This window comes from Cryobacterium sp. TMT1-62 (assembly GCF_004403145.1).
GTDB classification, from domain to species: domain Bacteria; phylum Actinomycetota; class Actinomycetes; order Actinomycetales; family Microbacteriaceae; genus Cryobacterium; species Cryobacterium sandaracinum.
The window spans coordinates 102,274-128,093 of sequence record NZ_SOGZ01000002.1 but is presented as its reverse complement, the minus strand read 5'-3'; the positions used below and the strand labels follow the sequence as shown (position 1 = coordinate 128,093).

Below are 25,820 nucleotides of genomic sequence, written 5' to 3'. Positions count from 1 at the left end.
ACAATGAAATCAACACACCGCACCGCACGACGCGTGGGACGCACCGTAGCGGCCATGGTGACCGGCCTGTGCCTGGTCGGATCGCTCGCGGCCTGTGCGCCGGGTTCCGCCGGGGGAGCCGAAACCGGCACCGCCGACGACATCGCGGCGGCTCTGCAGGAGAAATCCACCATCACGGTCTGGTCCTGGGGCACCCCGGTGCAGGCCGCAGCGGATGCCTTCCAGGAGGAATACCCCAACGTCACCGTCAAGGTGGTCAACGCGGGCACCGGCAGCGCCGAGTACACCAAGCTGCAGAACGCGATCAAGGCCGGATCGGGCGCCCCCGATGTGGCTCAGATCGAGTATTACGCCCTGCCGCAGTTCGCTCTGTCGGATTCCCTCGCCGACCTCAACGACTTCGGCTTCGCCGAACTCGAGGACGAGTTCACGGCGTCGACCTGGGGCAACGTGAGCATCGACGGCGGTCTCTACGCCCTTCCGCAGGACTCCGGCCCCATGGCCATGTTCTACAACAAGGCCGTGTTCGACGAGTACAGCATCGCCGTGCCGACCACCTGGGCCGAATACACCGCGGCAGCGGCCACGATCCACGCCGCCGACCCGTCCCGCTACATCTCGAGCGACTCCGGCGACGCCGGCTTCGCCACGAGCATGATCTGGCAGGCCGGCGGACATCCGTACACGACCGAAAACGGCACCGACGTCACGATCGACCTGCAGGATGCCGGTGCCAAGGAGTGGACGGAAATGTGGAACCCGATGGTTCAGGACGGCCTCGTCTCCCCGATCGTCGGCTGGACCGACGAGTGGTACAAGGCCCTCGGAGACGGCACCATCTCGACCCTGCTGACCGGCGCCTGGATGCCCGCCAACTTCGAATCGGGCATCACCGAATCGGCCGGTGACTGGCGGGTTGCCCCGTTACCCACCTACGAAGCCGGTGAAGCGGCCAGCGCCGAGAACGGCGGCTCCAGCGTGGCCGTGCTCGAACAGAGCACGAACAAGCTCGTTGCGGCCGGATTCGTCGAGTACCTGAACGCCGGCCCCGGGGTGCAGCTGCAGATCGACGGCGGCAGCTTCCCCTCCACCGTCGCCGACCTCGAGTCGGAGGAGTTCCTCGGCTACGAGAGCGAGTATTTCGGTGGCCAGAAGATCAACGAGGTGCTCGTGAAGGCCGCCAAGGACGTCGTGCCCGGCTGGTCCTACCTGCCGTTCCAGGTCTACTCGAACAGCATCTTCGCTGACACGGTCGGACAGTCCTACGAGAACAAGACCGACCTGAACACCGGCCTCCAGGGCTGGCAGGACGAGACCGCAGCCTACGGAGTGGAGCAGGGCTTCACCGTCAACAGCAAGTAACCGGGCGTATCCGCCCCGCTCGACGGGCGAGCGGGGGCCACCGCAGATCCGGTGGCCCCCGCCCGCCCGGCACACCCGTCACCCTGCACGACGAATGAGACGAACACCATGACGCACGACACTTCACCGGCCCGCTGGGTCCGCTGGCCCGACGCCCACCCTCTCGCCGACGGCAGCCAGAGCCTGGCCGCTGAAACACCACGGCTGGCCTACGGTGCCGACTACAACCCGGAGCAGTGGCCGGAAACGGTTTGGGCCGACGACGTGCGTCTGATGCGGGAGGCCGGCGTGAACATCGTCAGCGTCGGCATCTTCTCCTGGGCGCTGCTGCAGCCCACCATCGACTCGTGGGACTTCGCCTGGCTCGACCGGGTGCTTGATCTGCTGCACGACAACGGCATCGCCGTTGACCTGGCCACGGCCACCGCCAGCCCGCCGCCCTGGCTGACCGAGCTGCACCCGGAGGTGCTGCCCGAGAGCCGGGTCGGCGAGACGATCTGGCCCGGCGCACGCCAGCAGTGGCGCCCCACCTCACCGGTCTTCCGCCGCTACGCCCTCGCGCTGGTCGAGAAGATGGCCCTGCGCTACGCCGACCACCCGGCCCTCGCCCTGTGGCATGTGAGCAATGAGCTCGGCTGCCACAACGTGTACGACTTTTCGGATGACGCGGCGGCGGTCTTCCGGGTCTGGCTGGAAGCCCGCTACGGCTCGCTCGCCGATCTCAACCGGGCCTGGGGCACGGCTTTCTGGTCGCAGAACTACTCGGCCTGGACCCAGATCCTGCCACCTCGCCTGGCCGGAACCCACCCGAACCCCACCCAACAACTCGATTTCGCCCGGTTTTCCAGCGACGCGCTGAAGGACTACCTGGTGGCCGAGCGGGACATCCTGCGCCGCATCACCCCGGACGTGCCGATCACCACGAACTTCATGGTGATGGGCGAAGTGAAGGGGATGGACTACGCGGACTGGGCAACCGAGGTGGACATTGTCTCGAACGACCACTACTTCCTCGGCGCCTACCCGCTCGCCTTCGAGGAGCTCTCGTTCTCGGCCAACCTCACCGGGCAGATCGCCAGACGCGAACCCTGGTTCCTGATGGAGCACTCCACCGGCGCCGTGAACTGGCAACCGGTGAACCTGGCCAAGGCGCCCGGGCAGCTGCGCCGGGACAGCCTCACGCACTTGGCCCACGGCGCCGACGCGATCTGCTTCTTCCAGTGGCGCCAGTCTCTCGCCGGAGCGGAGAAATTCCACTCGGCGATGCTCCCGCACGCGGGTGAGGACAGCACGATGTTCCGCCGGGTCGTGGACTTCGGCGCCGAGCTCGTCGCCCTCGCCGAGGTGGCCGGCACGACAACCGTGCAGGCTCGCATCGGCATCCTCTTCGACTGGGACTCCTGGTGGGCCTCCGAGCTCGACTCGCACCCCACCGACCAGCTGCGCTACAAGGTGGAGGCCATGAACTGGTACACCGCAGCACTGGCCAACGGGCTGCAGGCCGACATCGTGCCCGCGGCCATCGCCCTGGCCGAGAACGGCCTGGCCGGCTACGACCTCGTGATTGCGCCGATGCTCTACGTCGTTCCGGAGCCGCTCGCCGCCGCCCTCGGTGACTATGCCCGTGCCGGGGGCCACCTCGTCGTCGGTGCGTTCTCCGGCCTGGCCGACCGCGACGACCACGTCTATCCCGGGGGATACCCGGGCGCCTTCCGCGATCTGCTCGGCGTGCGCGCGGAGGAATTCGGCCCGCTGCTTCCCGGCCAGACCGTGGGTTTGGAGGGAACCAGCCCGACCGGCGTCGCCAGCCTTCCCGACGGAGGCACAGGCATCCTGATCACCCATGACGTCACGGTGCAGCCGGATGTCGAGGTGCTCGCCCGATTCGTCGGCGGTCCGTACCCCGGGGTACCCGCCGTGACGGGCCGGGTTGTCGGCGCCGGCCGGGCCTGCTTCGTCGCCACCGTGCCCGACACCGTGGCGCTGGCCACCCTCGTCGGAAGGTTCGCCGCGCAGGCCGGGATCGTCTCGCCGCTGCCTGCCGCCGTGCACGGATCGGTGCAGCTCGCCGCCCGGCAGTCCGACACCCACGACTACCTCTTCTACATCAACCACAGCGAGGAGGTCGTGCGGGTGGCGGGCGTCACGGGCTCGGGACTCATCGGCATCGACCTCGGCCCGGCCACGCTCACCGACGGCGAACTGGACCTGCCCCGGTTCGGGGTGGCCGTGCTGCGCCGATCCCGGGAGGCTGTGCCGGCAGTGGCAGTGGCAGTGGCAGTGGCAGTGGCGGCAACGACGGCCGGCACCGCGTGACCGGCCGCTTCGCGATCGGGGAACGGGACTTCCTGCTCGATGGGCAGCCGTTCCGAGTGCTGGCCGGGGCCATCCACTACTTCCGGGTGCACCCCGACCACTGGGCCGACCGCATCCACAAGGCCCGGCTGATGGGCCTGAACACGATCGAGACCTACGTGCCCTGGAACGCGCACGCACCCGTGCGCGGGGAGTTCCGCACCGACGGGCCGCTCGACCTCGCGCATTTTCTCGACCTCGTCGCTGCGGAGGGTTTGTACGCGATCGTGCGCCCCGGCCCGTTTATCTGTGCGGAATGGGACAACGGCGGATTGCCGGCCTGGCTGTTCCAGAACGCCACAGTGGGCGTGCGCCGCAATGAGCCGCAGTATCTGGCGGCCGTCGCCGAGTACTTCGAGCAGGTGCTGCCGATCGTGGCCGAGCGGCAGATCGATCGCCGCGGAGCGGTGATCCTGGTGCAGATCGAGAACGAGTACGGTGCCTACGGGCGCGATCAGGACTACCTCACGGCGCTCGTCGAGCTCAACCGGGCCCACGGCATCACCGTGCCACTGACCACGATCGACCAGCCGACGGACCAGATGCTGCAGGACGGCAGCCTGCCCGAACTGCACAAGACCGGGTCGTTCGGCGCACGCAGCCGCGAACGCCTGGCCACCCTCCGGCGGCATCAGCCGACCGGGCCGCTGATGTGCGCGGAGTTCTGGAACGGATGGTTCGACCACTGGGGTGCACACCACCACACCACCTCGGCCGCAGAGTCGGCGCGAGAGCTCGACGAGTTGCTGGCTACTGGGGCATCCGTCAATCTGTACATGTTCCACGGCGGCACCAATTTCGGATTCACGAACGGCGCCAATGACAAGGGCGTGTTCCAGCCCACGATCACGTCCTATGACTACGACGCGCCCCTGTCGGAGAGCGGCCAGACCACCGAGAAGTACCACGCCTTCCGGGAGGTGCTCGCCCGATATACGAGCGTGCCGGACGAGCTGCCGGACCGGGTGCGGGCGGCCCCGGCCTTCGAGGTGTCCCTCTGGGAGTCGGTCAGCCTGTGGGATGCCCTCGAAGTTCTGGGCGTGCCGGCCGACGAGGCTGCAGCGGGGGTCGAGGCTGTCGTTCCTGCCGCTGCTGGCGCCGGGTTGCCGACCATGGATGCCGTGGGCCAGTATTCCGGGTTCGCCCTCTACCGCACGCGGGTGGCACCGGGTGCCGCCCGCGTGCTCTCGTTCGCTGAGGTGCGCGACCGCGCCCAGGTGTTTCTCGACGGTGTGCCGGTGGGTGTGCTCCAGCGCGACAACCACGACCGCTCGCTCACCCTGCCGAGCGTGGGTGACGGTGACGCTGCCGGGCGACTCGACGTGCTCGTCGAAGATCAGGGCAGGGTCAACTACGGCCCCCGGATCGGCGAGGCCAAGGGTCTGATCGGCCCGGCCCTCCTCGACACGGAGGAGCCGGCGTGGCAGGTGGTCCCGCTGCGCCTCGACGCCGTGACCGGACTTGGCGCCTCCCTGTTCCGGAGGGGTATGCCCGGTAGGTCGCTGGCGGGCCCGGCCTTCGCCCGCGGGCGTTTCGTCGCCGAGCCCGGGGTGGACCTCTTTCTCAGCGTCGTCGGCTGGGGCAAGGGCCAGGCCTGGCTGAACGGGTTCAACCTCGGCCGATTCTGGGATCGCGGGCCGCAGGTTACCCTGTACGTGCCCGGTCCGGTGCTCACTGCGGGGGAGAACGAACTGGTGATCCTCGCGCTGTCGGGCGCCCCCTCATCCGTCGCCCGCTTTCTCCCGGCTCCCGATCTCGGCTACACCGACTTATAGGCCCTCTAGGCCGGACCGCCCGGATGCACCAAGATAGGGCCGGGAGGAACGGTATGGCGGCTGCGTGGGTGAAGAAGTGGGTGCCGGGTGTCGATACCGCGCTCACCTACCGGCGCGCCTGGCTGCTCCCTGACCTGAGAGCGGGGCTTGTGCTCACCGCCTTGCTGATCCCGGTGGGCATCGGCTACGCCGAGGTGGCCGGCCTGCCGCCAGAGACCGGCCTGTACGCCACGATCATTCCGTTGGCGGCATATGCCTTGTTCGGCCCCTCTCGCGTGCTGGTGCTCGGCCCCGACTCGGCCCTGGCGCCGATCATCGCGGCCGTGATCCTGCCGCTTGCCCTCGGCGACGATGACCGAGCGGTGGCCCTGGCGGGACTTCTCGCGATCATGGTCGGCCTGATCCTCCTGCTGGGCGGACTGCTCCGCCTCGGATTCGTGACCGACCTGCTCTCCAAGCCCATCCGGGTCGGCTACCTGAATGCCCTCGGACTCCTGGTGATCATTTCCCAACTGCCGGCGCTGCTGGGATTTTCGATCGACTCGGGTCCGCCGATTGCCGACGTGATCGCAATCGGGGCCGGTGTCGCCGGGGGCGAAGTCAACCTCACCGCGTTGCTCTTCGGACTCGGGTCGCTGCTCATCATCGTGGGTCTGTCCTGGGGCAGATCTCGGATCCCCGGCGTGCTAGTGGCCGTCGTGCTGGCGACACTGCTGACTGCCGTACCCGGGCTTCACAGCACCATACCCGTCGTCGGGGCGATGCCGCAGGGACTGCCCGCTCCGGCGCTCGGCGGTCTGGTCTGGGCGGATGTCGCCGCGCTCGCCCTTCCCGCCCTCGGCGTCGCCCTGATCGCCTTCGCCGATACGGCCGTGCTGTCGCGCACGTTCGCCGCGCGCCGCGGCGAGAGTGTCGACGGGAGTCAGGAGATGGCGGCGATCGGCGCCTCGAACATCGCGGGCGGTCTGCTCGGCGGCTTCCCCATTTCGGCGTCGTCCTCGCGCACCCCCGTTGCCGAGAGCGCGGGCGCACGAACCCAGCTCACGGGCGTGGTCGGCGCCGCACTCATCGTGGTGTTTATGCTGCTGGCGCCCGGACTCACCGGCTACCTGCCCTCGGCGACCATCGCTGCCGTCGTGATCGTCGCGGCCGCCGGTCTGATCGACGTGAAGGGGTTCCTCGCCCTCGTGCGGATGAACAAAGTGGATGCCGCGCTGTCCATCGCGTCGTTCCTCGGTGTCGTGGTCGTGGGCGTGATCGAGGGCATCGGCGTGGCGATCGTGCTGTCCCTCGGGGCATTCGTGAGCCACGCCTGGCGACCCTACCGGGCTGAGCTCGGGCGCATCCGTGGGCTGCGCGGGTACCACGACCTGTCCCGTCATCCGGAGGGCGAGCGGTTGCCCGGCATCGTCATCGTGCGCTTCGACGCGCCGCTGTTCTTCGCCAACGGCGGCATTTTCGACGACTTCGTGCGTCGCGTCGTCACCGAGGCAGGGAGTGACGTGCACACGGTCATCCTGGCGGCCGAGCCGATCACAGAGATCGACACGACCGCCGTGGAAGAACTTCTGGAACTCGACGATTTCCTCGCCTCACGCGGGATCACGCTGATCTTCGCCGAGATGAAGGGTCCGGTGAAGGACCACCTGCGCGACTACGGTCTCAGTCGACGGTTCCCACCGGAGCGGTTCGCGGGCACCGTGGGCGAGGCGGTCGACGAGGTCACCGGCACATTGCGCGGCGACCTCGAGGGCACCGAATGGGGCGACGAGCACTGAGGCTGCGCTGAAATTCCGCGCGGATCAGACGCCGGCAAGCCAGAGGTCAGGGCCGAAGATCTCGTAGTGGATGCGGTCGGCCGGCACACCGGACTCCAGCGCCTGTGAGCGCAGGCTGCGCATGAACGGGAGCGGACCGCACAGGTACACCGAGGCATCCGTCGGGATCGACACGTTCTCAAGGGACATGAAGCCCTCGTGGTGGCCCTCGCTCGGGATCTCCAGCCAGAGTTCGAGCTCTGCTGCTTCCAGCAGTGCGATGTCTTCGCTCATCTGGTCGCGCAGCGCCCAGCGTTCGAGGTTGCTCTCGGCATGCAGCACGAGCACCTCGCGCTTCGAGCCGGTGTCCACCAGGGAGCGCAGGATCGATGCGCTGGGCGTGCAGCCGATTCCGGCCGAGGCCAGGATCAGCGGGCCGGTGCCCTGATCTAGGGTGATGTCGCCGCACGGCACGGAGAGGATGAGCGTGTCGCCGACCTGCACATCACGGTGCAGCACGGGGGAGACCTCGCCGTCTGCGTCGAGCTTGGTGGTGAAGACGCGGGTCGTGGCCGTGCCGGCCGACAGCGAGTACTGGCGCACCTGGCGGATGCCGTCGGGCATGGTGGCCGTGACGCTGACGTACTGGCCCGGCAGGGCAGGCGTCACGGGAGTGTCGTCGGCCGGCTCCAGGGTGAATGTGACGGCGTCGGTGCCGGCCGCTTCCTTCTTCACGACGACCCAGGGGGCGAGCGGCTTGTCGCTGGCGAGACCGGCGTAAAGGCCCTTCTCCATCTTGATCAGGGCGTGGGCCATCAGCCAGTAGACCTCGGTCCAGGCGCCGGCGATCTCGGCCGTGATGACGTCGCTGAGTTCTTCGGCGATGGCCTCGAAGAGGTACTTGTAGACGATGTCGTACTGCTCGGGCGCAATGGAGAGGGAGATGTGCTTGTGGGCGATGCGGGAGAGCATGGCCTCCGGCGTGGTGTCGGGGTTCTGCACCAGGTAGGTCGCGAAGACGGCGATACTTCCGGCCAGGGCCTGCTGCTGCGAGCCGTTTTTCTGGTTGGAGCGGCTGAAGAGGCCGTCGAAGAGGTCGGGGTGAGCGGTCAGCATCCGGCCGTAAAAGTTCTTCGCGATCTCGGGCATGCGCTCGCCCACCAGGGGCAGAGTCGCTTTGATGAGGGGCAGTGACTGGGTGGATAGCATGCAAACTCCAAGCAATTGAGGGACGTACCCAAAAGTATCATTTCAAATGCTTAATATCGGGTTGTATCCCATTACCCCCGATCGGCGCGGCGCGGCGGCAGGGGTGCCAGCGTGAGGACAACGGGAGCGGGGAAGCCGATATGGGGGAGAGCCGCGATCACAAGGTCGTCGAGTTCGGCGTAGAACGCCTCCCGTGCTCGTCGGAGCCCCCCGCGGAGTCCACAGCCGCCACTGAGCGGACAGTCACCGTGGGGCGTCTCACAGTCGGCGACATCGTCGCGGGTGTCGAGTTGGCGCAGCAGCCAGCCCACGGTGGCCGTTCGCCCGACCGGGCTGATCCTCACTCCGCCGGTACGGCCGCGCAGTGACTCCACGAGTCCCAGCTCGCGGAGTCGCATGACGGCCTTGCTGACATGGCTGTACGGGGTGGCCACCGCCTCGGCGATGACCCGCGAGGTCTGAAGCTCGCCGTCGGGGAGCGTCGCCAGGAACATGAGCGCTCGCAGGGAGACATCCGAGAAGGCATTGATCCTCATGGGTCAACAGTATGGCCGCGGGTCAGCGCGATGCGCCGGCCAGGGTGCCGGTCACGGCGCCGGCCGGGTCGGTGATCAGGCACGAGACGTCGCGGCTGCCCGGGCCGTTCGGGCTGGCCAGGACGTCGGCGTCGGCCCAGCTCTGCGCCGTGGGGGTGAGGTAGGCGAAATCCAGACTCGATGCCCGGTACTCGAGCAGCACGAAGTCCTCGAACAGGGAACCGCAGCCGGTTTCCGCCACTGCGGTCACGGCGTTGTCGCCGGGGAAGGCGTCGCCCGGCACCGGGAACCGGGCGAATACCTCGAACTCGTGGCTCTCGTCGCATGAAACCCGCGGAACGATCGATGCGTTCACGTCCAGTCCCTCCGAAACCTCACGCAGGCAGTCTCCGACGAGAAGGTCGGCCACAGCGGTGACCTCTCCGAGAGCGGATGCCGGCACGGCAGCCACGTTGCGGACCGGCGTCGGCAGCATGTCGCCGATCACGCTGCAGCCGGTGAGGCTGGCGGTCAGGACGCTGGCCGCAGCGATCAGCAGGGTCAGGGTTCCGGGGTGCGTGCGCGGCGGGATCATCGGTTAGCGGGTCGGCGCGCTCGGGGACGCGGGTGCATCCGTGGTGGTGGTCGCTGAGCCGAGGGCCCGCAGAGCCGGCTCGTGCAGCAGGCTGTTGGTGGCCAGAGCGCTGCCGTGCCAGGGGCCGGGCCGGCCGTCGGCGGAGGAGAACCGGCCACCGGCCTCCTGCACGATCGGGGCCAGGGCCGCGAGATCGTAGGGCTGCAGGTCGTGTTCCGCGACGATGTCGAGCAGACCCTCGGCGAGGAGCATGTACGACCACATGTCGCCGTAGGCGCGGGTGCGCCAGACCTGGCGGGACAGTGTGATCAGCTCGTCGAGGTGCCCGGTCTGGTCCCACTGCTGGATGCTGTTGTAGCTGAGCGAGGCGTCGGCGAGCTTGGCCACGCCGGACACGGCCAGGCGCACGGGGTCGGCGCCCGGCGTGCGCTCGTCGGTCATCCAGGCGCCGCCGCCGGTGCGCGCCCACCAACGCTTGCCGAGGGCTGGGGAGCTCGCCATCCCCACCACCGGATCGCCATCGACGGCGAGGGCGATCAGAGTGCCCCAGATCGGGATGCCGCGCAGGAAACCGGCTGTGCCGTCGATCGGATCGATGATCCATTGCCGCACGCTGGTGCCCTCGGTGCCGAATTCCTCACCGAGGATGCCGTCGGCCGGGCGCCGCTCGGCCAGGGCGGTCCGGATCGCGCGCTCCACGGCCTGGTCGGCATCCGTCACCGGGGTGCGGTCGGGTTTGGTCGTCACGACGAGGTCCATCGCGGTGAACCGGTCGCGCGAGATCGCGTCGGCCAGATCGGCGAGCTCGGTCGCGAGCTGGAGGTCGTCATCGAGGGAGTACTTCTGGGGCTGGGTCACAGACCAAGACTAGTAATTTTGGCGCGACTCTCCGGTTTGTACCGCGATTGGCGCCGAAGGTAATCGTGCTGTTAGTATCTAGAGTCGGTTCGGGTCACCCTGGGTCGGAGAGTAGAGAAACACGCACCTCTAGCTCAATTGGCAGAGCAACTGACTCTTAATCAGTGGGTTCCCGGTTCAAGTCCGGGGGGGTGCACCATCAGAAAAAGGCCAGGCTCGTTCCAAACGAGGCTTGGCCTTTTCTGTACCCGGTAGCCTGATATCCAGTCAACAGCACCTTCATCGTCAGGCGGAAAAAATCAGAGCTGCACGAGCCACCAAAGACAGACCCCACGCGGTGCGAATTTGGCACGACATCATCGTTAATTGGCTCCTGGCTACACCGCTGATCGTCAATGGAGCGCATCGGTCTCGGCTGCTCCACCTCGCCGGAATGAACGTCAGAAGTTCCAGAGTGCTGAAGGGGGTCACCTTTGGCTCCAGAATGGTCGTTCTAAAACCCGGCGCGTTCGTGAATGAGGGCTGCTACTTCGACGGAAATGAGCGTGTGGTCATTGGGCGCGCGGCTGTGGCCCAGGGCGTCCGCTTCGTCACAAGTACGCATGAGATCGGACCCAGCGAGTTCCGAGTCGGCCCACTGGTAACCAAGCCGATCCATGTCGGCGACGGCGCGTGGATCGGTGCTTTCGCCACAATCCTGCCCGGTGTCACGATCGGCAACGGGGCAATCGTGGCTGCCGGCAGTGTAGTGACCAAGGACGTCGAGCCCAACACCGTCCATGGTGGCGTGCCGGCTCGTCTGATCAGGTCGCTGGAGGGCTAGCCGACCGGAAGAGGGTGGAGTGGCCGCGCAGGCCTCGAACATGACTTCTAGAAACTTCCATAGATAAGTGACAGACTCTCAACTCTGTATGTCATGTTTGCTAGTTTCGAAACATGACAACCACCGCGGATGACCTCAGGCAGGCAACGGATGCCGTCGCCCTCCTCGGTTCCGTTTTCGCCGAAAATAAGGCCCTCGCCGATGCTGAGGTGCTGGCCGGTCAGAGGCCGATCGCGGCTGCTCGCCGCCTCCTCGACACCCGTTCGGCGCGGATGGCGGCGACCATCGCCCGGCGTTCGCGGCTGGAACCGGGCCACTCCGGTCTGGCCGCGCAGCAGGGGTTCCTCTCGCCTCAGGCGTTGATCCAGAAGGTGACCGGCTCGACGAAGAACGACGCGTTCAAGCTCGTCGCGGTCGGCTCGATGATGGCCTCAACTCTGAACGCGGACCACGTCTTCAAACTCGCGAGACGAATGCGCGACCGCCTCGACGAAGCCGGCATTGCCGCTCGGGAGAAGCAGGCCTACGACGACCGGTTCCTGAAGGTGTACCGGCTGGGAAACGGCAAGGTGCGCCTGAATGGGCTCTTCGCTCCCGAAGACGGCGAATTCGTGCTCTCCGTCTTCGATTCGGTCACCGACCCTCGCCGCGGAGGCGTGCGTTTCGTCGACAAGGAGAAGGCGGCGTGGGCGAAACGCCTGCAGGATGACTCGCGCAGCACGGATCAGATCGCCGCGGATGCCTTCGTGCAGCTGCTGAAGATCGCCGGTGAGGCCGACCAGGGGCGGGTGTTCGGTGGCCGCCGCCCGTCGGTTTGAGTGATCGTGGCCGGAACGGCCCTCGAAACGGGTCAGGCGGGTCAGGCAGGGCAGATCGAGGGAAACCCGGTCCCGATCTCGCAGGACACCATCGACCGGCTCCTCTGCGACACCGGAACCCGCGGCATCCAGTTCAGTGAATCCGGCGACATCATCAACGTCGGCCGCGACGAACGCCTCTTCACCGAAGCCCAGCGGGCCGCAATGGGCGTTCGCGACGGCGGATGCCGCTGGGTCGACTGCGACAAATCACCAGCCTGGAGCGAGGCCCACCACATTAACGAATGGGTGAAAGACAACGGCTACACCGACCCCGCCGACGGGGTACTGCTCTGCCACCCGCACCACCTGCTGTTGCATAATCAGCACTGGAGCATCATCCGCACCGGTAACGACTACTGGCTCCGGCCGCCGGTCGGAGTCGACCCCGAACAAACCCTGATCGCACTCCCGAGCAAACGGGCGCAACCGTAATCCAGCTGCTGGGCGGTGGGCCTCGACAGGCTCGACCACCGCCAGGTAGCAAGCCGGGGCTACTCTGGCTCCGACGCGGGACACATCGGGGCCACCAACCGAGGCACTGACGAGGCACTCGGCGTAAGGAGAACCGATGCTGTCGAGCTACCTGATCGCCGAGGCCTACGCACGTGTCCGGAGCATCGTGCATGTCGTGCTCGTGGATGCCGACGAAGAGCTGCTGACCTTCCGGCCCGACCCGGAGGCGAACAGCATCGCGTGGTTGATCTGGCACCTGACCCGGGTGCAGGATGACCACCTGGCCGAGCTGATGAACGAGGACCAGCTCTGGGACAGCGCCGGCTGGGCCGACAGGTTCGCGTTTCCCTTCGCGCGGGCGGCCACCGGCTACGGCCAAACCGCCGAGGAGGTTGGGCAGGTGCGCGCCGGCGCATCCGTTCTGGCCGGCTATCTCGACGCGGTGCACGCCCGCACCATCGCCTGGCTGCCCACTCTCACCACGGCAGATTTCTCCCGGGTCGTCGACACCCGCTGGACCCCGCCGGTCACACTCGCGGTGCGCCTGGTCAGCGTGCTCTCCGACGACCTGCAGCACGCCGGCCAGGCCGCCTGCGTGCGCGGCCTGGCGGAGCGCGCCGGCCGCTGAGAGAGCCACGCCGGGAGTGCTCACCGCGCGGCCGTGACTGCACGTGCGCGCTACAGCCGCTTCCAGACGTATTCGTTCTCTGGCCGCCCCGGCGTGCCGTAGCGCGGCGACCGCTCGAGCGAGCCGGTGTCGGCCAGATGCTCAAGGTAGCGCCGGGCGGTCACCCGAGAAATGCCGAGCTGCTCCATCACCTCGCTGGAGGAGACCGGAACGGTTTGCAGCTTCAGGAACTCGATCACCGCGCCCAGGGTGCCCTCGGACAGACCCTTCGGCCGCGGCAGCTCGGTGGGCGTGCGCAGGCTCGCGAACGCCAGGTCCACGTCGGTCTGGCTGGTCATCGCGGACAGGCCGCCCAGCTGAAGCCGAAAGTCCCGATACTGCACCAGCTTCTGCGCGAAGGTCGAATAGGTGAACGGCTTGATCAGGTATTGAACAATGCCGGCCGCCACGGCGCCGCGCACGATGTGCAGTTCGCGCACCGCCGTGATGGCGATGATGTCCGTGGTCAGGCCGGCCGCGCGCATCCGTCGGCTCACGTCGAGGCCGTGCAGGTCGGGCAGGGTCATATCCATCAGCACCAGATCGATGGGCTGCCCCGCGGTGACGGCCGTAGCCAGGGCGCGCAGGGCGGAATGGCCGTCGCCGACGGTGCCCGCGTGCACGAAACCGGTCAAACGCCCGAGGTAGGCGGCGTGCGCCTCGGCCGCAATGGCTTCGTCTTCGACGACGAGCACCCGGATGTCCCGGTCAGTCATGCGATCCGCCCATCGTCGCCGCGAGGTCGGGTTCGATGCCCGCAGCGGGCTCCTCCGGCTGCCGGGGGAGGGTGACCGTGAACACGGCCCCCTCGCGGCGGGTGATGCTGAGGCTGCCGCCGAGCCGGTTGACCGTCTGCCGCACCAACGCCAGTCCGAGGCCGCGGCCGAAACTGCCGGGCTCCTTGGTGCTGTAACCGCGGCGGAGGATGTCGGTCACGGCGTCCGGGTCGACGCCGGGCCCGGTGTCGGCCACCTCGATCGCCACCGACGAGGGCGTGGAGCCGACCGAGAGGTGCACCCGGCGGGGTGCCTCGCCGCCGGCGGCCGCGTCGAGTGCGTTATCGACCAGGTTGCCCACGACCGTGACCAGGTCCTGCGCCGTCAGGCCGGAATCGGCGAGGGTTCCGGCCGCCTCAACCGTGAGCAGCACGCCCAGCTCGCTGGCTTGGGCGAACTTGCCCATCAGCAGGGCGCTGAGCACCGGTTCGTCCACCGAGTCGAGCATGTCATCGGTGAGTTGCTGGCTGAGCTCCAGGTCTTTGGTGGCGAAATCGAGGGCCTCGGCGCCGCGCCCGAGTTCCATCAGGGACACGATGGTGTGAAGCCGGTTGGCGTGCTCATGGGTCTGGGCGTGCAGGGCATCCGAGAGGGTGCGCATCGACCGGAGCTCGCTGCCCATTGATTGCAGGTCGGTGTGGTCGCGGATGGTCGCAACCCAGCCCATCGGCGCGGGTTTGGTGCGGCCGCTGCCCGGTTTCAGTGCCGGCAGCTGGCTGACGACCAGCACGCGCGTGTCGGTGACGTGGATCTCGTCGGTGGCGGGGCGGCCGCTCTTCAGTAGCTCGGCGAGCGCCGGGGGAAGGTCGAGATGGTCAAGGCTCTGCGTGGCGGCGGAGGATGCTCGGCCCTCAGTCGGTGAGCGCGGCGGCAGGCCCAGCAGCCGGGCAGCCTGATCGTTGTAGAGCACGACCTCGCCCGTGAGAGTCACGAGTACGAGACCCTCCCGCACCGAATGCAGCACCGAGTCGTAGTAGACGAAGAGCTGGGCGAGCTGCTCCGGTCCCCAGCCGAGCGTGACCCGGCTCAGATAGCGACCGAGCAGCCAGGCGGCGAGGGTGCCCGTGGCTAGCAGCATCAGGGCCACCCCCAGCACGGCCGGCAGCCGCGCGCTCAGCGCGATGGAGAGGTTGCTCGTCTTCACCCCCGCAGCCACCAGGCCCTGAACGGCTCCCTGCTCGTCGGTGATCGGAACGACGGCCCGCACCGAGGGTCCGAGCGTGCCCGTGGTCACCTCGGTGAACGGTTCCCCGGCCAGGGCGGGCGTGACGGTACCGATGTAGGGGCGGCCGATCTCCAACTCGGTCGGGTGGGTCCAGCGGGTGCGGTCGGGCGCCATGATCGTGATGAAGTCGAGGGTGGCGTCGGCGGTGACCCGCTCGGCGTACGGCTGGAGCACCGCGCTGGGATCGGCCGAGCGGCTGGCATCCAGTACGAGCGGGTTGTCGGCGATGGCGCTGGCGACGGACAGCATCCGTTCCTCGGCGGCGACGAAACCACGGTCGCGGGCGTCCACGAAGGCCGCGGTGCCCGCGAACACGGTTATCGCCATGATGACCAGGGCGTTCGCCAGGAACAGGCGGCGCGCAATGCTCCAGCCTTGCCCCATCGCATCCTTCTTCCATTTGCGCGACCGTGACCAATATGACCGCAACAGTGACGCGGGCGCCTCGGTCGTCCAGTCTGAAACACACCACGGATGGTCCGGGCGCACCAGCGCTTCACCCCAGCCTAGTTACTAGACAAAGGAGTCTTTTATGGCATCACTGCCTCGCGCTCGCGCTGCACAGCCCGCGAAGAAGTTTGACAAGTCCCACTACCTGTACATGGCGGTCATCGTCGCGGTGATCCTCGGCGTCATCGTCGGCCTGCTCTTCGGCGGCACAGGCGGATTCGCCGTCTCGCTCAAACCGCTCGGGGACATCTTCATCGCCCTGATCAAGATGATGATCTCGCCGATCATCTTCTGCACGATCATCCTCGGCATCGGTTCCATCGCGAAGGCCGCCACGGTCGGCAAGATCGGCGGACTGGCCCTCGGCTACTTCCTGACCATGTCCACCTTCGCCCTGGCGATCGGCCTCGTCGTGGGCAACGTGATCAAGCCCGGCTCAGGGCTCGATCTCACCGCGACCACCTTCGTGCCGCCGGAAGCCGCCGAATCGGACTTCTTCCTCGGCATCATCCCGACCACACTGTTCTCCGCACTGACCGCCGGCAACATCCTGCAGACCCTGCTGGTGGCCCTCATCGCCGGCTTCGCGCTGCAGAAGATGGGAGCCGCCGGCAAGCCGATCCTCGAGGGCATCGCGCACGTGCAGGCCCTGGTCTTTCGCATCCTGATCATGGTCATGTGGCTCGCGCCGATCGGCGCCTTCGGTGCGATCGCCGCCGTCGTCGGTGCCACCGGCTTCCAGGCCGTTATCAGCCTCTTCACCCTGATGGGCGCCTTCTACCTGACCTGTGTGCTCTTCATCGTCGTCATCCTCGGCGGGTTGCTCAAGATCGTCACCGGCATCAGCATCTTCAAGCTGATGCGTTATCTCGGCCGAGAGTACCTGCTGATCTTCTCGACTTCCTCTTCCGAGGCGGCGCTGCCGCGCCTGATCGCCAAGATGGAGCACCTCGGCGTCTCCAAGCCGGTCGTGGGCGTCACGGTTCCCACCGGATACTCGTTCAACCTCGACGGCACCGCGATCTACCTGACCATGGCGTCGCTCTTCATCGCCACGGCCATGGGTCAGCCGCTCGCCCTGGGCGAGCAGATCGGGCTCCTCGCCTTCATGATCATCGCCTCCAAGGGTGCCGCCGGAGTGTCCGGTGCCGGGATCGCGACCCTGGCCGCCGGCTTGCAGGCCCACGCCCCGCAGCTGCTTGAAGGAGTCGGCTTCATCGTGGGCATCGACCGCTTCATGTCCGAGGCCCGCGCGCTCACGAACTTTACCGGCAACGCCGTCGCCACCGTGCTGATCGGATCCTGGACCAAGGAGATCGATCGTGCCCAGGTCGACCGGGTGCTCGACCGTCACGAGCCGTTCGACGAGACCACGATGATCGCCCACCACGGTGCGCCCAGCGCCGCCGAAACGGCCGCCGCGACCGAGAAGTCCGCGCAGATCGCGGCGCTCAAGGCCTGAGTCCGTTCCGGGTCGTCGAACGCGACCCGGCACGGATGCTCCGCGGCGGCTGTCTCGCGGCCTGCGGTAGGGCCGGTTCTCCCCGCTACCCGAAACCGTCGAAATCGCTGCTTCTGCGACGCAAATACCCCCGTGTTAGGCTTGCTGCTGGTCTTACGACCCTTCACCAGGACGCGAATGTACAGCCACGGCCCCATCGGTACGGCGCTTCGTATGGTGAGGCCATGACGGATGCGATCCCCATGATCGCCCCAGCCCACGCTTTCCATCGCGTCGAGGCCGGTCACGGCCTACCCGTCCGACACAGCGTGCATCCGTTCCGTCGGCCGTGATTCGGCCCCGCCCGGCGTGCACCGGGAGAATCCGTGACCGAAACTATTGCCGTGAAGGCAGATCGACTGTACAAAGCGTTCGGGCGTCGTCCGCACGAGCTCGTCAAGAAGCTAACCGCGGGAGCCAGCCGCGATGAGGTGTCCTCGCTGGGCACCGCCGCCGTTATCGACGCCTCATTCGAGGTTCACCGCGGCGAAATCTTCGTGGTGATGGGGTTGTCCGGTTCGGGCAAATCCACCCTGATCCGCATGCTCAACGGGCTACTGGACGCCACCTCTGGCAGCGTGACGGTGGCCGGCCAGGCCATCACCGGCATCTCCGCCGCCGCGCTGCGCGAGGTGCGCCGCACCAATATTTCCATGGTGTTCCAGCACTTTGCCCTGCTACCGCATCGCACCGTGATCGACAACGTCGCCTACGGACTCGAGGTGCAGGGCATGGGCCGCGAGGAGCGGCTCGCCAAGGCGCGCACCATCATCCGCCTCGTCGGGCTCGACGGCTGGGCCGACAGCCTGCCGTCCGAGCTTTCCGGCGGAATGCAGCAGCGAGTCGGCCTCGGCCGGGCTCTCGCCGCCGACACCGACGTCCTCCTGATGGATGAGGCGTTCTCGGCCCTTGACCCGCTGATCCGCCGCGAAATGCAGGAGCAGTTGATCGAGCTGCAGGCCGAGCTCGGCAAAACCATCATCTTCATCACCCACGATCTCAACGAGGCCATGTTCCTCGGCGACCGCATCGCGGTCATGCGCGATGGTCGCATCGTTCAGATCGGCACCCCCGAGGAGATCCTGACCGACCCGGCGAACGACTACGTCGCTCAGTTCGTGCAGGATGTCGACCGCGCCCGGGTGCTGACCGCGGCCAGCGTGATGGAGCCCGTGCGCTCCGTGGTCACGATCACCGGCGGTCCCCGAGCTGCGCTCCGCACCATGCGCGACCTGCAGACCTCCGCCACCTTCGTGCTCAACCGCGACCGCACCTTCGCCGGTGTGGTGCGCGATCGCGACGTGCTGGGGCAGGTCAAGGCCGGCGAGACCGATCTGCGCGCGATAGTGCGCACGGATGCGATCTCCGTCAACCCGGACACCCCGCTGGTCGACCTGGTCGAACCCTCGGTCGGCAGTGATCTGGCCATCGCCGTGGTCGATGAGAAGAACCGTCTGCTCGGCGTCATCCCGCGGGTGACCCTGCTGGCCGCGCTCGGCAACGTGAGCACGAATACGGGGGACGTGCCCGTGATCGAGCCCGCAGCCACGATTTCCATCAGCGTGATCACCGAAACCCTCCGCGACACCGCTCTGGAAGGAGCCGACCTGTGAACGACTTCCGACTTCCTCTGGGTACCCTCGTGGAGGGGTTCATCGACTGGATCACCGACACGTTCGGGTTCTTATTCGACTTCATCCGGGCCGTCTTCGACGGTGCCTACGAACTGGTCGACTTCCTCCTGGTGGCGCCGCCCTTCTGGGTGATCATCGTGCTCTCGGCGGGGCTGGCCCTGGCCACCCGCGGTTGGAAATTCATGGTCGGTACCGTCCTCGGTCTGATCGTCGTCGTCGGCGTCGACCAGTGGGAGAACGCCATGGACACCCTCGCACTGGTGCTGGTCGCCAGCGTGCTCGCGATCGCCCTCAGCCTGCCGCTCGGCATCCTGGCGGCGAAGTCCGCGGTGGCGTCCAACATCATCCGGCCGATTCTCGACTTCATGCAAACCATGCCGGCCTTCGTGTACCTGATTCCCGCGCTGATTCTGTTCCGCGTGGGCGTCGTGCCCGGAATCGTGGCCACCATCATCTTCGCGATGGCTCCGGGAGTCCGCCTCACCGAGCTGGGCATCCGCGGGGTCGACCGAGAAGTGGTTGAGGCCGGGCAGGCCTTCGGCGCCTCGCCCTGGCGCATCCTCCGGCAGATCCAGCTTCCGCTGGCGATGCCGACGATCATGGCGGGTATCAACCAGGTCATCATGCTCTCACTGTCGATGGTCGTCATCGCCGGTATGGTCGGTGCCGGGGGGCTGGGAGCGGATGTCGTCGCCAGCCTGAACCGCATCGACGTCGCACTCGGTTTCGAAGCCGGCCTCGCCGTGGTGATCCTCGCCATCTTCCTTGACCGCCTGACCGCCGCACTCGGCACCGGCGACACCCCGCTCGGTCGAATCATGTCGGCCCGCAAGCGCCGCGCCCAGCAAGCCCTGGCCGCCTGAGTCAGTGCGCCACGCACACGACCTCCTGATTTCTGATTCTGCCCCGGTCGCCCACCAGGCGACACGAAAGGAAACAATATGAAAAACCGATCACTGTCCCTCATCGCCCTCGGAGCCGTTGGGCTCCTCGCACTCAGCGGCTGCGCCTCGGCCGAGGCCGCCGTCGTCGGCGACGGGAACAAGGACCAGAAAGACATCACCATCGCCGTGTTCAACGGCTGGGATGAAGGCGTCGCGGTCTCCGAACTGTGGAAGGCCATCCTCGACGAGAAGGGCTACAACGCAGAGTTGGAATACGCCGACGTTGCCCCCGTCTACTCGGGTCTCTCCACCGGAGACTATGACATCAACATGGATGTCTGGATGCCGGAGACCCACGCGTCCTACGTGAAGGAGTACGGCGATGACATCGTCGACCTCGGCGCATGGAACGAGGAATCCCGCCTGACCATCGCCGTCAACAAGGATGCCCCCATCGATTCCCTCGACGAGCTGGCCAGGAACGCCGACAAGTTCGGCAACCGCATCGTCGGAATCGAACCCGGAGCCGGCCTGACCAAGGCCACCACTGAGAAGGTCATCCCGGCCTACGGCCTCGACGACATGGAATACCTGACCTCATCGACCGCAGCCATGCTCACCGAGCTGACCGCGGCCACCAAGGCCGGCGAGAACATCGTCGTCACCCTCTGGGAGCCGCACTGGGCCTACGGTTCGCTGCCGATCAAGACTCTCGAGGACCCCAAGGGAACCCTGAAGAACACCGAGTCGCTCCACAGCTACGCCAAGTCCGACTTCGCCGAGGACTTTCCGCAGGCCACCGAGTGGATCAAGGGCTTCGACATGGACCTCGACAAGCTGTACTCGCTTGAGAAGGCCATGTTCGTCGACTACGACGGCAAGGACTACGAGCCGATCGTGGCGAAGTGGATCTCCGAGAACCAGGAGTACGTAGACTCTCTGACCACCACGTAACACAGAACACAACACGAGAGCGGCAGGAGAGGCCCGGTCAAGGATACCCGGGCCTTTCTTGCACCTCAGCGGGGCAGCACGGATGTGCGCCCCCGGGTGTCGAAGGCGGCCGACCGCGCCCCGCAGGGTGCCGGGGCGACGCTGGCAATGGTTGCCCTGGTTTTGGAGGTCGAATCGAAGATGACCAGGGTGCTCACGCCGTGCTCCAACGATCGGGTTCGTCAGGTGCCGGCCGCTTCAGTGCATCGCAACCGCGGACCGGGGAAGGTTGCCGACTACGGGGTTGTCTGTGTCAGGAACTCAGTGAGCTCGCGGGTGATTTCGGCGGCAACGGCATCCGTTGACATGGTGGCAACACCGTCGCCGTTCTCGACGCCGTAGTCGCCGAACCGCGCATGGTTGGCTCCTTCGATTTCGACGAAACGGGTGTCGGGCACAAGTAGATCTGCGCTGTCGGCGATCTTCTCCGGGGTGCTGAGGCCGTCGGCGCTCCCGCTGAGGCTGAGGGCCCGCAGATCGGTGCGCTCCGGCGCGGCCGCGCAGTAGCTGCCGAACAGCACCAGCCCTGCCACCGCGGGATCGTCCGCCAGCATGCAGGCTCGCACGCCGCCGATCGAGTGGCCGCCCACGAACCAGGTGGAGACGTCGGGGACGGCGTCGGTGAAGGTGGACAACGTCCGGCGGTCGAAGATGGCGAGGTTGAGCACCGGCTTGGTGATCACAACGGTCACCCCGGTGTCTTCGACCGTGCCCGCCAGCTTGTAGAGGTAGGCATAGGGGTCAACCCGGGCACCGGGAACGAAGACCAAGCCGATGTAGCCGGCGTCGTCGGCGGGCGCGAGGACGACCGACGTGGGGGTGTCGGTGACGGTCACGTTCGGGTTGGCGAAGACCTCGTCCGCCGCGGCCCGATCGGCCACGCGCACAGTGTTCACCCAGGCAAGGAACACGATCACGACGAGTAAGAACGCGGTCAGGGTCCACCAGCCGCCGGCCCGGATGCCGCGCCGCAGCCGTCCTCGTCGACGTGCCTCGGTCATGCAGCCGGGCTGGATCATCGCGCTCCGCTCCTCGCCTGTCCGGTCGGGGTGAGACCGGAAACCGCTGGTGGTCTCAACCTAGCCGCAACCGACCTGCCGGGGCCGAACCGCTCCGGCCTCAGTCGTCGAGACCGCGGGCGGCCAGAGCCTCACCGATCGCATCCGCGGCATAGAGCGAGCGCACGACCACCGGCACGGCCAGGGCGAGCAGTGAACCCTGGGTGCCGCGCGCCCGACGGGCCTCGATCACCTCGGACACGATCTCGGTGACGAGCGGGATGCACCGCAGGGTGAGGGCGAGGAGGAGGCCGACCCGGTCGGCGTCGACCCAGCGACGGAACGGTCGCAGAAGCTTCTGAAAGCCCTCAAGCACGGCCGTGACCGTGGTCGTCACGGTGAACAGCGCCGCCAGCGCCACGGCGATCAGTAGCCGCCCGGCCATCAGGCCGGCCGTGGTCCAGCCGGCGAACAGCGCCTGGACTGGAACGGCGATCACCAAAATCCACAGGATCGGGCCGATCTGCTGCCACGCCGCGCCCAGCGGCACCCGCGCCACCAGGAACAGTGCGGCGACCCCGAGAAGGCAGGCGCCCAGCTGCCAGAGCTCGCCGAGCGAGCCGACGAGCAGCACGGCGAGCGAGAGAAGCACGAGCTTGAGCAGCATCGGCGCGCGGTGGATCAGCGAGTGGCCGGGGTGATAGAGCCCGATCATGCCGGCCCGATCATGCCGGCCCGATCATGCCAGCAGCTCCCGGTACGCGCCGAGCGCGGCATCCGGTGCACCGTCGGCGACCACCCGGCCGTCCTCGATCACAATCACGCGGTCGAAGGCGGCGAGCAGGTCCAGCTGGTGGGTGACCACGATGACCTGCTGGCTCAGGCCGAGCAGAAGTTCGGTGATGCGCCGGGCATTGCGTGCGTCGAGCAGCGTGGTCGGCTCGTCGGCGACCACGATCTCAGGCTCCGCCACGAGCACGGCCGCCAGCGCGAGCAACTGCTTTTGGCCGCCGGACAGCCGGTGCGCCGGATGGTCGGCGTGCTGGTCGAGCCCGAAGCGCTCGAGCGCCGCCCGCGTGCGGGTCGAGATCTCGAGCGGGGTCAGCCCGCGGCGGCGCAGGGTGAAGGCGACGTCTTCGGCCACGGTGGGCATCACGATCTGATTGTCCGGGTTGGTGAAGATGAAGCCGACCTGCCGGCGCACCGCCTTGGCGTTCCGGGCCACGTCGAGGCCGCCGACGCTCACGATTCCGGTGTCGGGCTTGATCAATCCGTTGATCAGGCGCACGAGGGTGGACTTTCCCGACCCGTTCGCACCGACGATGCCGATGCGCTGTTCGGTGAGGGTCAGACGGATGTCCCGCAGCACCATCCGTTCACCGAACGCATGCGAGACGCTGTCGAAGTCGATCCTGCTCATGATGCGGGCGTGACTGCTCCGGCGGTGACGTCGGCGGCCTCGGGCGCGGGAGCGGCGCTGCGGCGCGGCGGGATCAGACCCGGGTAGGCCCTGTGAACCTGGCGGGCCACCAGTACGGTCACGACCACCTTGATCAGGTCGCCGGGCAGAAACTTCGCGGCGTCGACAAGAGCAACCCAGAGCGGCAGGCCCAGGTTGATCGCGGTGACGGGCACGCCGATCAGGTAGACCACGACGATACCGCCGAGGGTGGTGGCGCCGAGCGCCGCCCAGAGCCGGTAGCGGGGGAGGAGCAGGCCGGTCAAGTAGCCGATGACCAGGGCGCCGAGCAGCCAGCCGTAGAGGTAGCCGGCGGAGGGTGAGGTGGTGAACCAGACGATGCCGCCGCGCCCGCCAGACAGCAGCGGGAGGCCGGCTGCGGCGAGGGCGAGCAGGAGGAGCACGGCGAAGAAGCCCTTGCGCGCCCCGAGGATCGCCCCGGCCAGCATCACCCCGAGGGTCTGGAAGGTGATCGGCACGGCCACCGCCCCAATACTCAGGGCGCCGGGCAGTCCGAGTGCGGCGATCAGGGCGGCGAAGATGGCGATCTGCGACAGGTCGCGCACGCTCATGATGCGGGGTGTCGGGGTGCGGGCGATGAGGGGGCTGGAAGTCATGATCTTCAATCTAGAATTCCGCGGCAGCGCGAGTCTGAAGAAGACCTACAAAGAATGCGGCGGAACTCTATACGAGCGCGTCCGGCAAGCTCCCGACGCAGGGGTGTCTCGGGGTTTCTGCCGGTAGAGCGTTTCCCCGCATTCGAGCATGCCGATGTAGGTCGCAATCTTCGCGGCGCGAGACTCGGGCTGCTTCGTACCGTCGAGGCGGAACAGGATCGCGAAACGGTTCTGGGACGTGAGCGCCGGGAAGAACCCGGCGGGACGCATCCACCCCTCCGCGATGAGGGTGAGGGCTGAGTCCCGGTTGAGCTGTGACCACACGCTGCGGGCTCGGCGGGGAGTGAAGGCCTGCGACAAGTAACCGTCGAGAGAGTTCACTTGCCCGTCGATCCAGCCGCAGCACAACGCGATCTCGAGCGCCTGGGATGGGTGGTCTCCGGTGCCGCGGGGCGTTTCTTCCGCAGCTGCAAACGGATGCGCTCGTCCGACGGAGTACTGCTGTGCCATGCTCACCCTTTGCTCCTGCACAACAAGCACTGGACGATCATCCGCACCGGAACTCAGTGCCGACTGCGGTCACCGATGCAGGTTGACCCGGAGTGGACGATAATCGCGTTGCCGAGCGAGCGAGCAAACAAGCGGGGCCGAGGGTCAGGCGACGAGGCGGGCGTTGTTCGTCGAAGCAGCGGCGGAGAAGCGCGGAAGGGTGGCCGTCGGCGCCCGCTCCGGTTCGGCCCAAACGGAGATCGGGGCGGGAATGAAGGGGAGCGCGGTGGGCTCGGCGGTGACCTCGCCGCGCAGAACGGCGGTCTCGGTGCGGAGCACGGAGGCCAGGGACGAGGCAATCTGGTTCGCCTTCAGATCGTGGAAGATCACGTCGGTGTCGTCACTGCTGCGGGGAATTAGAGTCCACTGGCCTTGGGCGCCGACGAGACGAGCGATTTGGGTGTGCAGGAGCTCGAATACCAGAGCGTCGCTGAGCTCGGGAACGGGCGGGGGGATGACCGGTGCGACCGGTGCGACGCGACGTCGTCGACCAAACATCGGGAGCCCCTTTCGGCTAACGTGCCCGTGAACTCTTCAGTTTGCCGTGCGGCGCGCTACGGCCCGCGCTGACACGCCGACAGCGGAGGACTTAGTCCTCGATTCGGCGATCGTCGGCATCCTGGATGACGGTTCCGATGGCGACGGCGGCGCTGAGCAGCCAGCCGACCCACATCAGCGCCAGGCGCCAGTCGCGCGGACCGGTGCGGGTGGCGCTCAGAATGTTCCAACCGCCGGCGAGCACGCCGATGATGGCACTGCTGAAAATAAACTTTCGCATGGAGACCTCCGCGTCTAACGCTACCCGGAAGTTGCCCGGCTGCACGTTTCCCGACAATCTGACCGATCGGACAAGCTCTGACCGATCGGTCAGGTACCGTGATCGGGTGACTCCAGAGCCCGTTGTGCCCCAGCCCCCACACAACCGCCAGAGCACCAGCGCAGAACTGCGCGCGACAGCGCTGGAGCAGTTCGCCTCGGTCGGGTTCGCCGGCACCTCGCTGCAGCAGATCGCCGACGCGGCCGGGTACTCCAAATCGAGCGTGCTCTACCACTTCGCCTCCAAGGAAGCGCTCCTCGACGAGGTGCTCACCCCGGCGGTGAACCGGCTGGAGGCCATTCTCGAACGGTTCCTCGCCACCGAGGAGAGCGCCCTGACCCGGAGCCGGTTCGTGAACGACTTCATCGACTTCATCCTCGAATTCCGCCTCGAGCTGCACACCTTCATCAACCAGTCTCAGTCGCTGCGCGGCATCCCCGTGATCGACCGGGCAGGAGTGGTGATCGTGCGCCTCTCCGACACGCTGTGCCACGGCGATGCGAGTACGGAGGACCGCATCCGCTTCGGTATCGCCCTCGGCGGCGCCGCCTACACCCTGGTGGCCGGCATGACGTTCCTCGGGGAGGAGATAACCCCGGTGGAAGAGGTCCGACCGGCTCTCCTGACCGTCATCACCGAGCTGCTTGCCCCTGTCACCGTTCGCACCGCCCCGTCCCGGAAGTAGCAC

The 25,820-nt window shown here is 67.2% G+C and carries 26 protein-coding genes, 1 tRNA gene and 1 pseudogene; 14 read left to right on the top strand and 14 right to left on the bottom strand.

Annotation, left to right across the window (positions count from 1 at the left end; all coding sequences use genetic code 11):
• Positions 1–3 precede the first annotated feature (3 nt).
• The 4 genes from E3T34_RS00675 (at position 4) to E3T34_RS00660 (ending at position 7,270) form a co-directional block, all read left to right on the top strand.
• Complete coding sequence (locus tag E3T34_RS00675) at positions 4–1,362, top strand: sugar ABC transporter substrate-binding protein (RefSeq protein ID WP_134341822.1); 1,359 nt, start codon at positions 4–6, stop codon at positions 1,360–1,362.
• Positions 1,363–1,470: 108 nt separating this feature from the next.
• Positions 1,471–3,678 carry a beta-galactosidase gene (locus E3T34_RS00670; RefSeq protein WP_134341821.1) on the top strand — a complete coding sequence of 736 codons (2,208 nt, stop codon included), beginning with the start codon at positions 1,471–1,473 and terminating at the stop codon, positions 3,676–3,678.
• On the top strand, positions 3,675–5,492 hold the full coding sequence (locus E3T34_RS00665) for a glycoside hydrolase family 35 protein (RefSeq protein WP_174776128.1): 1,818 nt from the start codon (positions 3,675–3,677) through the stop codon (positions 5,490–5,492). The genes E3T34_RS00670 and E3T34_RS00665 overlap by 4 nt, the downstream gene beginning before the upstream one ends.
• A gap of 53 nt (positions 5,493–5,545) precedes the next feature.
• Complete coding sequence (locus tag E3T34_RS00660; protein WP_134341820.1) at positions 5,546–7,270, top strand: SulP family inorganic anion transporter; 1,725 nt, start codon at positions 5,546–5,548, stop codon at positions 7,268–7,270.
• Between the two features lie 24 nt (positions 7,271–7,294).
• On the opposite strand, the gene E3T34_RS00655 is transcribed toward E3T34_RS00660, so the two are convergent.
• From E3T34_RS00655 to E3T34_RS00640, 4 genes are all read right to left on the bottom strand, one after another.
• Positions 7,295–8,458 (bottom strand): globin domain-containing protein, encoded by a 1,164-nt coding sequence (locus E3T34_RS00655; protein WP_104102787.1) that lies wholly within the window; start codon positions 8,456–8,458, stop codon positions 7,295–7,297.
• 71 nt (positions 8,459–8,529) lie between these two features.
• Positions 8,530–8,994, bottom strand: a complete 465-nt coding sequence (locus tag E3T34_RS00650; protein WP_104102790.1) for an Rrf2 family transcriptional regulator — start codon at positions 8,992–8,994, stop codon at positions 8,530–8,532.
• Positions 8,995–9,016: 22 nt separating this feature from the next.
• Positions 9,017–9,568 carry a septum formation family protein gene (locus E3T34_RS00645; RefSeq protein ID WP_104102793.1) on the bottom strand — a complete coding sequence of 184 codons (552 nt, stop codon included), beginning with the start codon at positions 9,566–9,568 and terminating at the stop codon, positions 9,017–9,019.
• A gap of 3 nt (positions 9,569–9,571) precedes the next feature.
• Positions 9,572–10,426 (bottom strand): inositol monophosphatase family protein, encoded by an 855-nt coding sequence (locus E3T34_RS00640; RefSeq protein WP_134341819.1) that lies wholly within the window; start codon positions 10,424–10,426, stop codon positions 9,572–9,574.
• 123 nt (positions 10,427–10,549) lie between these two features.
• Between E3T34_RS00640 and E3T34_RS00635 the strand changes: the two genes are divergently transcribed.
• From E3T34_RS00635 to E3T34_RS00615, 5 genes and pseudogenes are all read left to right on the top strand, one after another.
• A tRNA-Lys gene (locus E3T34_RS00635) sits at positions 10,550–10,625 on the top strand.
• Positions 10,626–11,084: 459 nt separating this feature from the next.
• Positions 11,085–11,234 (top strand): annotated as a pseudogene (locus E3T34_RS16830) (DapH/DapD/GlmU-related protein); the annotation flags it as partial.
• Between the two features lie 128 nt (positions 11,235–11,362).
• Positions 11,363–12,067, top strand: a complete 705-nt coding sequence (locus E3T34_RS00625) for a DUF222 domain-containing protein (protein WP_134341818.1) — start codon at positions 11,363–11,365, stop codon at positions 12,065–12,067.
• Positions 12,068–12,073: 6 nt separating this feature from the next.
• The gene (locus E3T34_RS00620) at positions 12,074–12,541 is read left to right on the top strand and encodes a hypothetical protein (RefSeq protein ID WP_134341817.1); all 468 of its coding nucleotides are present in this window, start codon (positions 12,074–12,076) and stop codon (positions 12,539–12,541) included.
• 136 nt (positions 12,542–12,677) lie between these two features.
• Positions 12,678–13,190 carry a DinB family protein gene (locus tag E3T34_RS00615; protein WP_134341816.1) on the top strand — a complete coding sequence of 171 codons (513 nt, stop codon included), beginning with the start codon at positions 12,678–12,680 and terminating at the stop codon, positions 13,188–13,190.
• 50 nt (positions 13,191–13,240) lie between these two features.
• Here E3T34_RS00615 and E3T34_RS00610 read toward each other — a convergent pair whose 3' ends face one another.
• Entirely contained in the window at positions 13,241–13,945 is a 705-nt protein-coding gene (locus E3T34_RS00610; protein WP_134341815.1) for a response regulator, read from the bottom strand.
• The gene (locus E3T34_RS00605) at positions 13,938–15,614 is read right to left on the bottom strand and encodes a sensor histidine kinase (protein WP_134341814.1); all 1,677 of its coding nucleotides are present in this window, start codon (positions 15,612–15,614) and stop codon (positions 13,938–13,940) included. Before E3T34_RS00605 ends, E3T34_RS00610 begins: the two co-directional genes overlap by 8 nt.
• Positions 15,615–15,762: 148 nt before the next feature.
• On the opposite strand from E3T34_RS00605, the gene E3T34_RS00600 reads away from it, so the two are divergent.
• The 4 genes from E3T34_RS00600 (at position 15,763) to E3T34_RS00585 (ending at position 20,653) form a co-directional block, all read left to right on the top strand.
• Positions 15,763–17,142, top strand: coding sequence for a cation:dicarboxylate symporter family transporter (locus E3T34_RS00600; RefSeq protein WP_104102820.1), 1,380 nt, complete (start codon positions 15,763–15,765; stop codon positions 17,140–17,142).
• Positions 17,143–17,525: 383 nt separating this feature from the next.
• Positions 17,526–18,794, top strand: coding sequence for a glycine betaine/L-proline ABC transporter ATP-binding protein (locus tag E3T34_RS00595; RefSeq protein ID WP_233191517.1), 1,269 nt, complete (start codon positions 17,526–17,528; stop codon positions 18,792–18,794).
• The gene (locus E3T34_RS00590; protein ID WP_104102826.1) at positions 18,791–19,678 is read left to right on the top strand and encodes a proline/glycine betaine ABC transporter permease; all 888 of its coding nucleotides are present in this window, start codon (positions 18,791–18,793) and stop codon (positions 19,676–19,678) included. Before E3T34_RS00595 ends, E3T34_RS00590 begins: the two co-directional genes overlap by 4 nt.
• A gap of 78 nt (positions 19,679–19,756) precedes the next feature.
• Positions 19,757–20,653, top strand: a complete 897-nt coding sequence (locus E3T34_RS00585) for a glycine betaine ABC transporter substrate-binding protein (protein WP_104102829.1) — start codon at positions 19,757–19,759, stop codon at positions 20,651–20,653.
• Positions 20,654–20,718: 65 nt separating this feature from the next.
• Here E3T34_RS00585 and E3T34_RS16630 read toward each other — a convergent pair whose 3' ends face one another.
• From E3T34_RS16630 to E3T34_RS00550, 8 genes are all read right to left on the bottom strand, one after another.
• Positions 20,719–20,850 carry a hypothetical protein gene (locus E3T34_RS16630; RefSeq protein WP_255409045.1) on the bottom strand — a complete coding sequence of 44 codons (132 nt, stop codon included), beginning with the start codon at positions 20,848–20,850 and terminating at the stop codon, positions 20,719–20,721.
• Between the two features lie 78 nt (positions 20,851–20,928).
• On the bottom strand, positions 20,929–21,711 hold the full coding sequence (locus tag E3T34_RS00580; RefSeq protein WP_241977293.1) for an alpha/beta hydrolase: 783 nt from the start codon (positions 21,709–21,711) through the stop codon (positions 20,929–20,931).
• 100 nt (positions 21,712–21,811) lie between these two features.
• Positions 21,812–22,405 carry an energy-coupling factor transporter transmembrane protein EcfT gene (locus E3T34_RS00575; protein ID WP_104102832.1) on the bottom strand — a complete coding sequence of 198 codons (594 nt, stop codon included), beginning with the start codon at positions 22,403–22,405 and terminating at the stop codon, positions 21,812–21,814.
• A gap of 24 nt (positions 22,406–22,429) precedes the next feature.
• On the bottom strand, positions 22,430–23,110 hold the full coding sequence (locus E3T34_RS00570; protein WP_104102835.1) for an energy-coupling factor ABC transporter ATP-binding protein: 681 nt from the start codon (positions 23,108–23,110) through the stop codon (positions 22,430–22,432).
• Positions 23,107–23,766, bottom strand: coding sequence for a biotin transporter BioY (locus tag E3T34_RS00565; RefSeq protein WP_134341813.1), 660 nt, complete (start codon positions 23,764–23,766; stop codon positions 23,107–23,109). The genes E3T34_RS00570 and E3T34_RS00565 overlap by 4 nt, the downstream gene beginning before the upstream one ends.
• Positions 23,767–23,811: 45 nt before the next feature.
• Positions 23,812–24,276: a YdeI family protein gene (locus tag E3T34_RS00560; RefSeq protein ID WP_241977295.1), complete on the bottom strand. Its 465-nt coding sequence runs from the start codon at positions 24,274–24,276 to the stop codon at positions 23,812–23,814.
• 144 nt (positions 24,277–24,420) lie between these two features.
• The gene (locus E3T34_RS00555) at positions 24,421–24,813 is read right to left on the bottom strand and encodes a hypothetical protein (RefSeq protein WP_134341811.1); all 393 of its coding nucleotides are present in this window, start codon (positions 24,811–24,813) and stop codon (positions 24,421–24,423) included.
• Between the two features lie 91 nt (positions 24,814–24,904).
• Positions 24,905–25,093 carry a hypothetical protein gene (locus E3T34_RS00550; protein ID WP_104195104.1) on the bottom strand — a complete coding sequence of 63 codons (189 nt, stop codon included), beginning with the start codon at positions 25,091–25,093 and terminating at the stop codon, positions 24,905–24,907.
• 106 nt (positions 25,094–25,199) lie between these two features.
• On the opposite strand from E3T34_RS00550, the gene E3T34_RS00545 reads away from it, so the two are divergent.
• Positions 25,200–25,817 carry a TetR/AcrR family transcriptional regulator gene (locus E3T34_RS00545; protein WP_233199368.1) on the top strand — a complete coding sequence of 206 codons (618 nt, stop codon included), beginning with the start codon at positions 25,200–25,202 and terminating at the stop codon, positions 25,815–25,817.
• Positions 25,818–25,820 lie beyond the last annotated feature (3 nt).

Excerpts from the sequence above, each read along its gene's own strand:
- E3T34_RS00585 (WP_104102829.1), top strand. The coding sequence starts at position 19,757 with ATGAAAAACCGATCACTGTCCCTCATCGCCCTCGGAGCCGTTGGGCTC.
- E3T34_RS00555 (WP_134341811.1), bottom strand. The coding sequence starts at position 24,813 with ATGTTTGGTCGACGACGTCGCGTCGCACCGGTCGCACCGGTCATCCCC.
- E3T34_RS00560 (WP_241977295.1), bottom strand. The coding sequence starts at position 24,276 with ATGGCACAGCAGTACTCCGTCGGACGAGCGCATCCGTTTGCAGCTGCG.
- E3T34_RS00655 (WP_104102787.1), bottom strand. The coding sequence starts at position 8,458 with ATGCTATCCACCCAGTCACTGCCCCTCATCAAAGCGACTCTGCCCCTG.
- E3T34_RS00650 (WP_104102790.1), bottom strand. The coding sequence starts at position 8,994 with ATGAGGATCAATGCCTTCTCGGATGTCTCCCTGCGAGCGCTCATGTTC.
- E3T34_RS00600 (WP_104102820.1), top strand. The coding sequence starts at position 15,763 with ATGGCATCACTGCCTCGCGCTCGCGCTGCACAGCCCGCGAAGAAGTTT.
- E3T34_RS00660 (WP_134341820.1), top strand. The coding sequence starts at position 5,546 with ATGGCGGCTGCGTGGGTGAAGAAGTGGGTGCCGGGTGTCGATACCGCG.
- E3T34_RS00550 (WP_104195104.1), bottom strand. The coding sequence starts at position 25,093 with ATGCGAAAGTTTATTTTCAGCAGTGCCATCATCGGCGTGCTCGCCGGC.
- E3T34_RS00625 (WP_134341818.1), top strand. The coding sequence starts at position 11,363 with ATGACAACCACCGCGGATGACCTCAGGCAGGCAACGGATGCCGTCGCC.
- E3T34_RS00570 (WP_104102835.1), bottom strand. The coding sequence starts at position 23,110 with ATGAGCAGGATCGACTTCGACAGCGTCTCGCATGCGTTCGGTGAACGG.
- E3T34_RS00610 (WP_134341815.1), bottom strand. The coding sequence starts at position 13,945 with ATGACTGACCGGGACATCCGGGTGCTCGTCGTCGAAGACGAAGCCATT.
- E3T34_RS00575 (WP_104102832.1), bottom strand. The coding sequence starts at position 22,405 with ATGATCGGGCTCTATCACCCCGGCCACTCGCTGATCCACCGCGCGCCG.
- E3T34_RS00675 (WP_134341822.1), top strand. The coding sequence starts at position 4 with ATGAAATCAACACACCGCACCGCACGACGCGTGGGACGCACCGTAGCG.
- E3T34_RS00645 (WP_104102793.1), bottom strand. The coding sequence starts at position 9,568 with ATGATCCCGCCGCGCACGCACCCCGGAACCCTGACCCTGCTGATCGCT.
- E3T34_RS00580 (WP_241977293.1), bottom strand. The coding sequence starts at position 21,711 with ATGATCCAGCCCGGCTGCATGACCGAGGCACGTCGACGAGGACGGCTG.
- E3T34_RS00615 (WP_134341816.1), top strand. The coding sequence starts at position 12,678 with ATGCTGTCGAGCTACCTGATCGCCGAGGCCTACGCACGTGTCCGGAGC.
- E3T34_RS00605 (WP_134341814.1), bottom strand. The coding sequence starts at position 15,614 with ATGGGGCAAGGCTGGAGCATTGCGCGCCGCCTGTTCCTGGCGAACGCC.
- E3T34_RS00670 (WP_134341821.1), top strand. The coding sequence starts at position 1,471 with ATGACGCACGACACTTCACCGGCCCGCTGGGTCCGCTGGCCCGACGCC.
- E3T34_RS00565 (WP_134341813.1), bottom strand. The coding sequence starts at position 23,766 with ATGACTTCCAGCCCCCTCATCGCCCGCACCCCGACACCCCGCATCATG.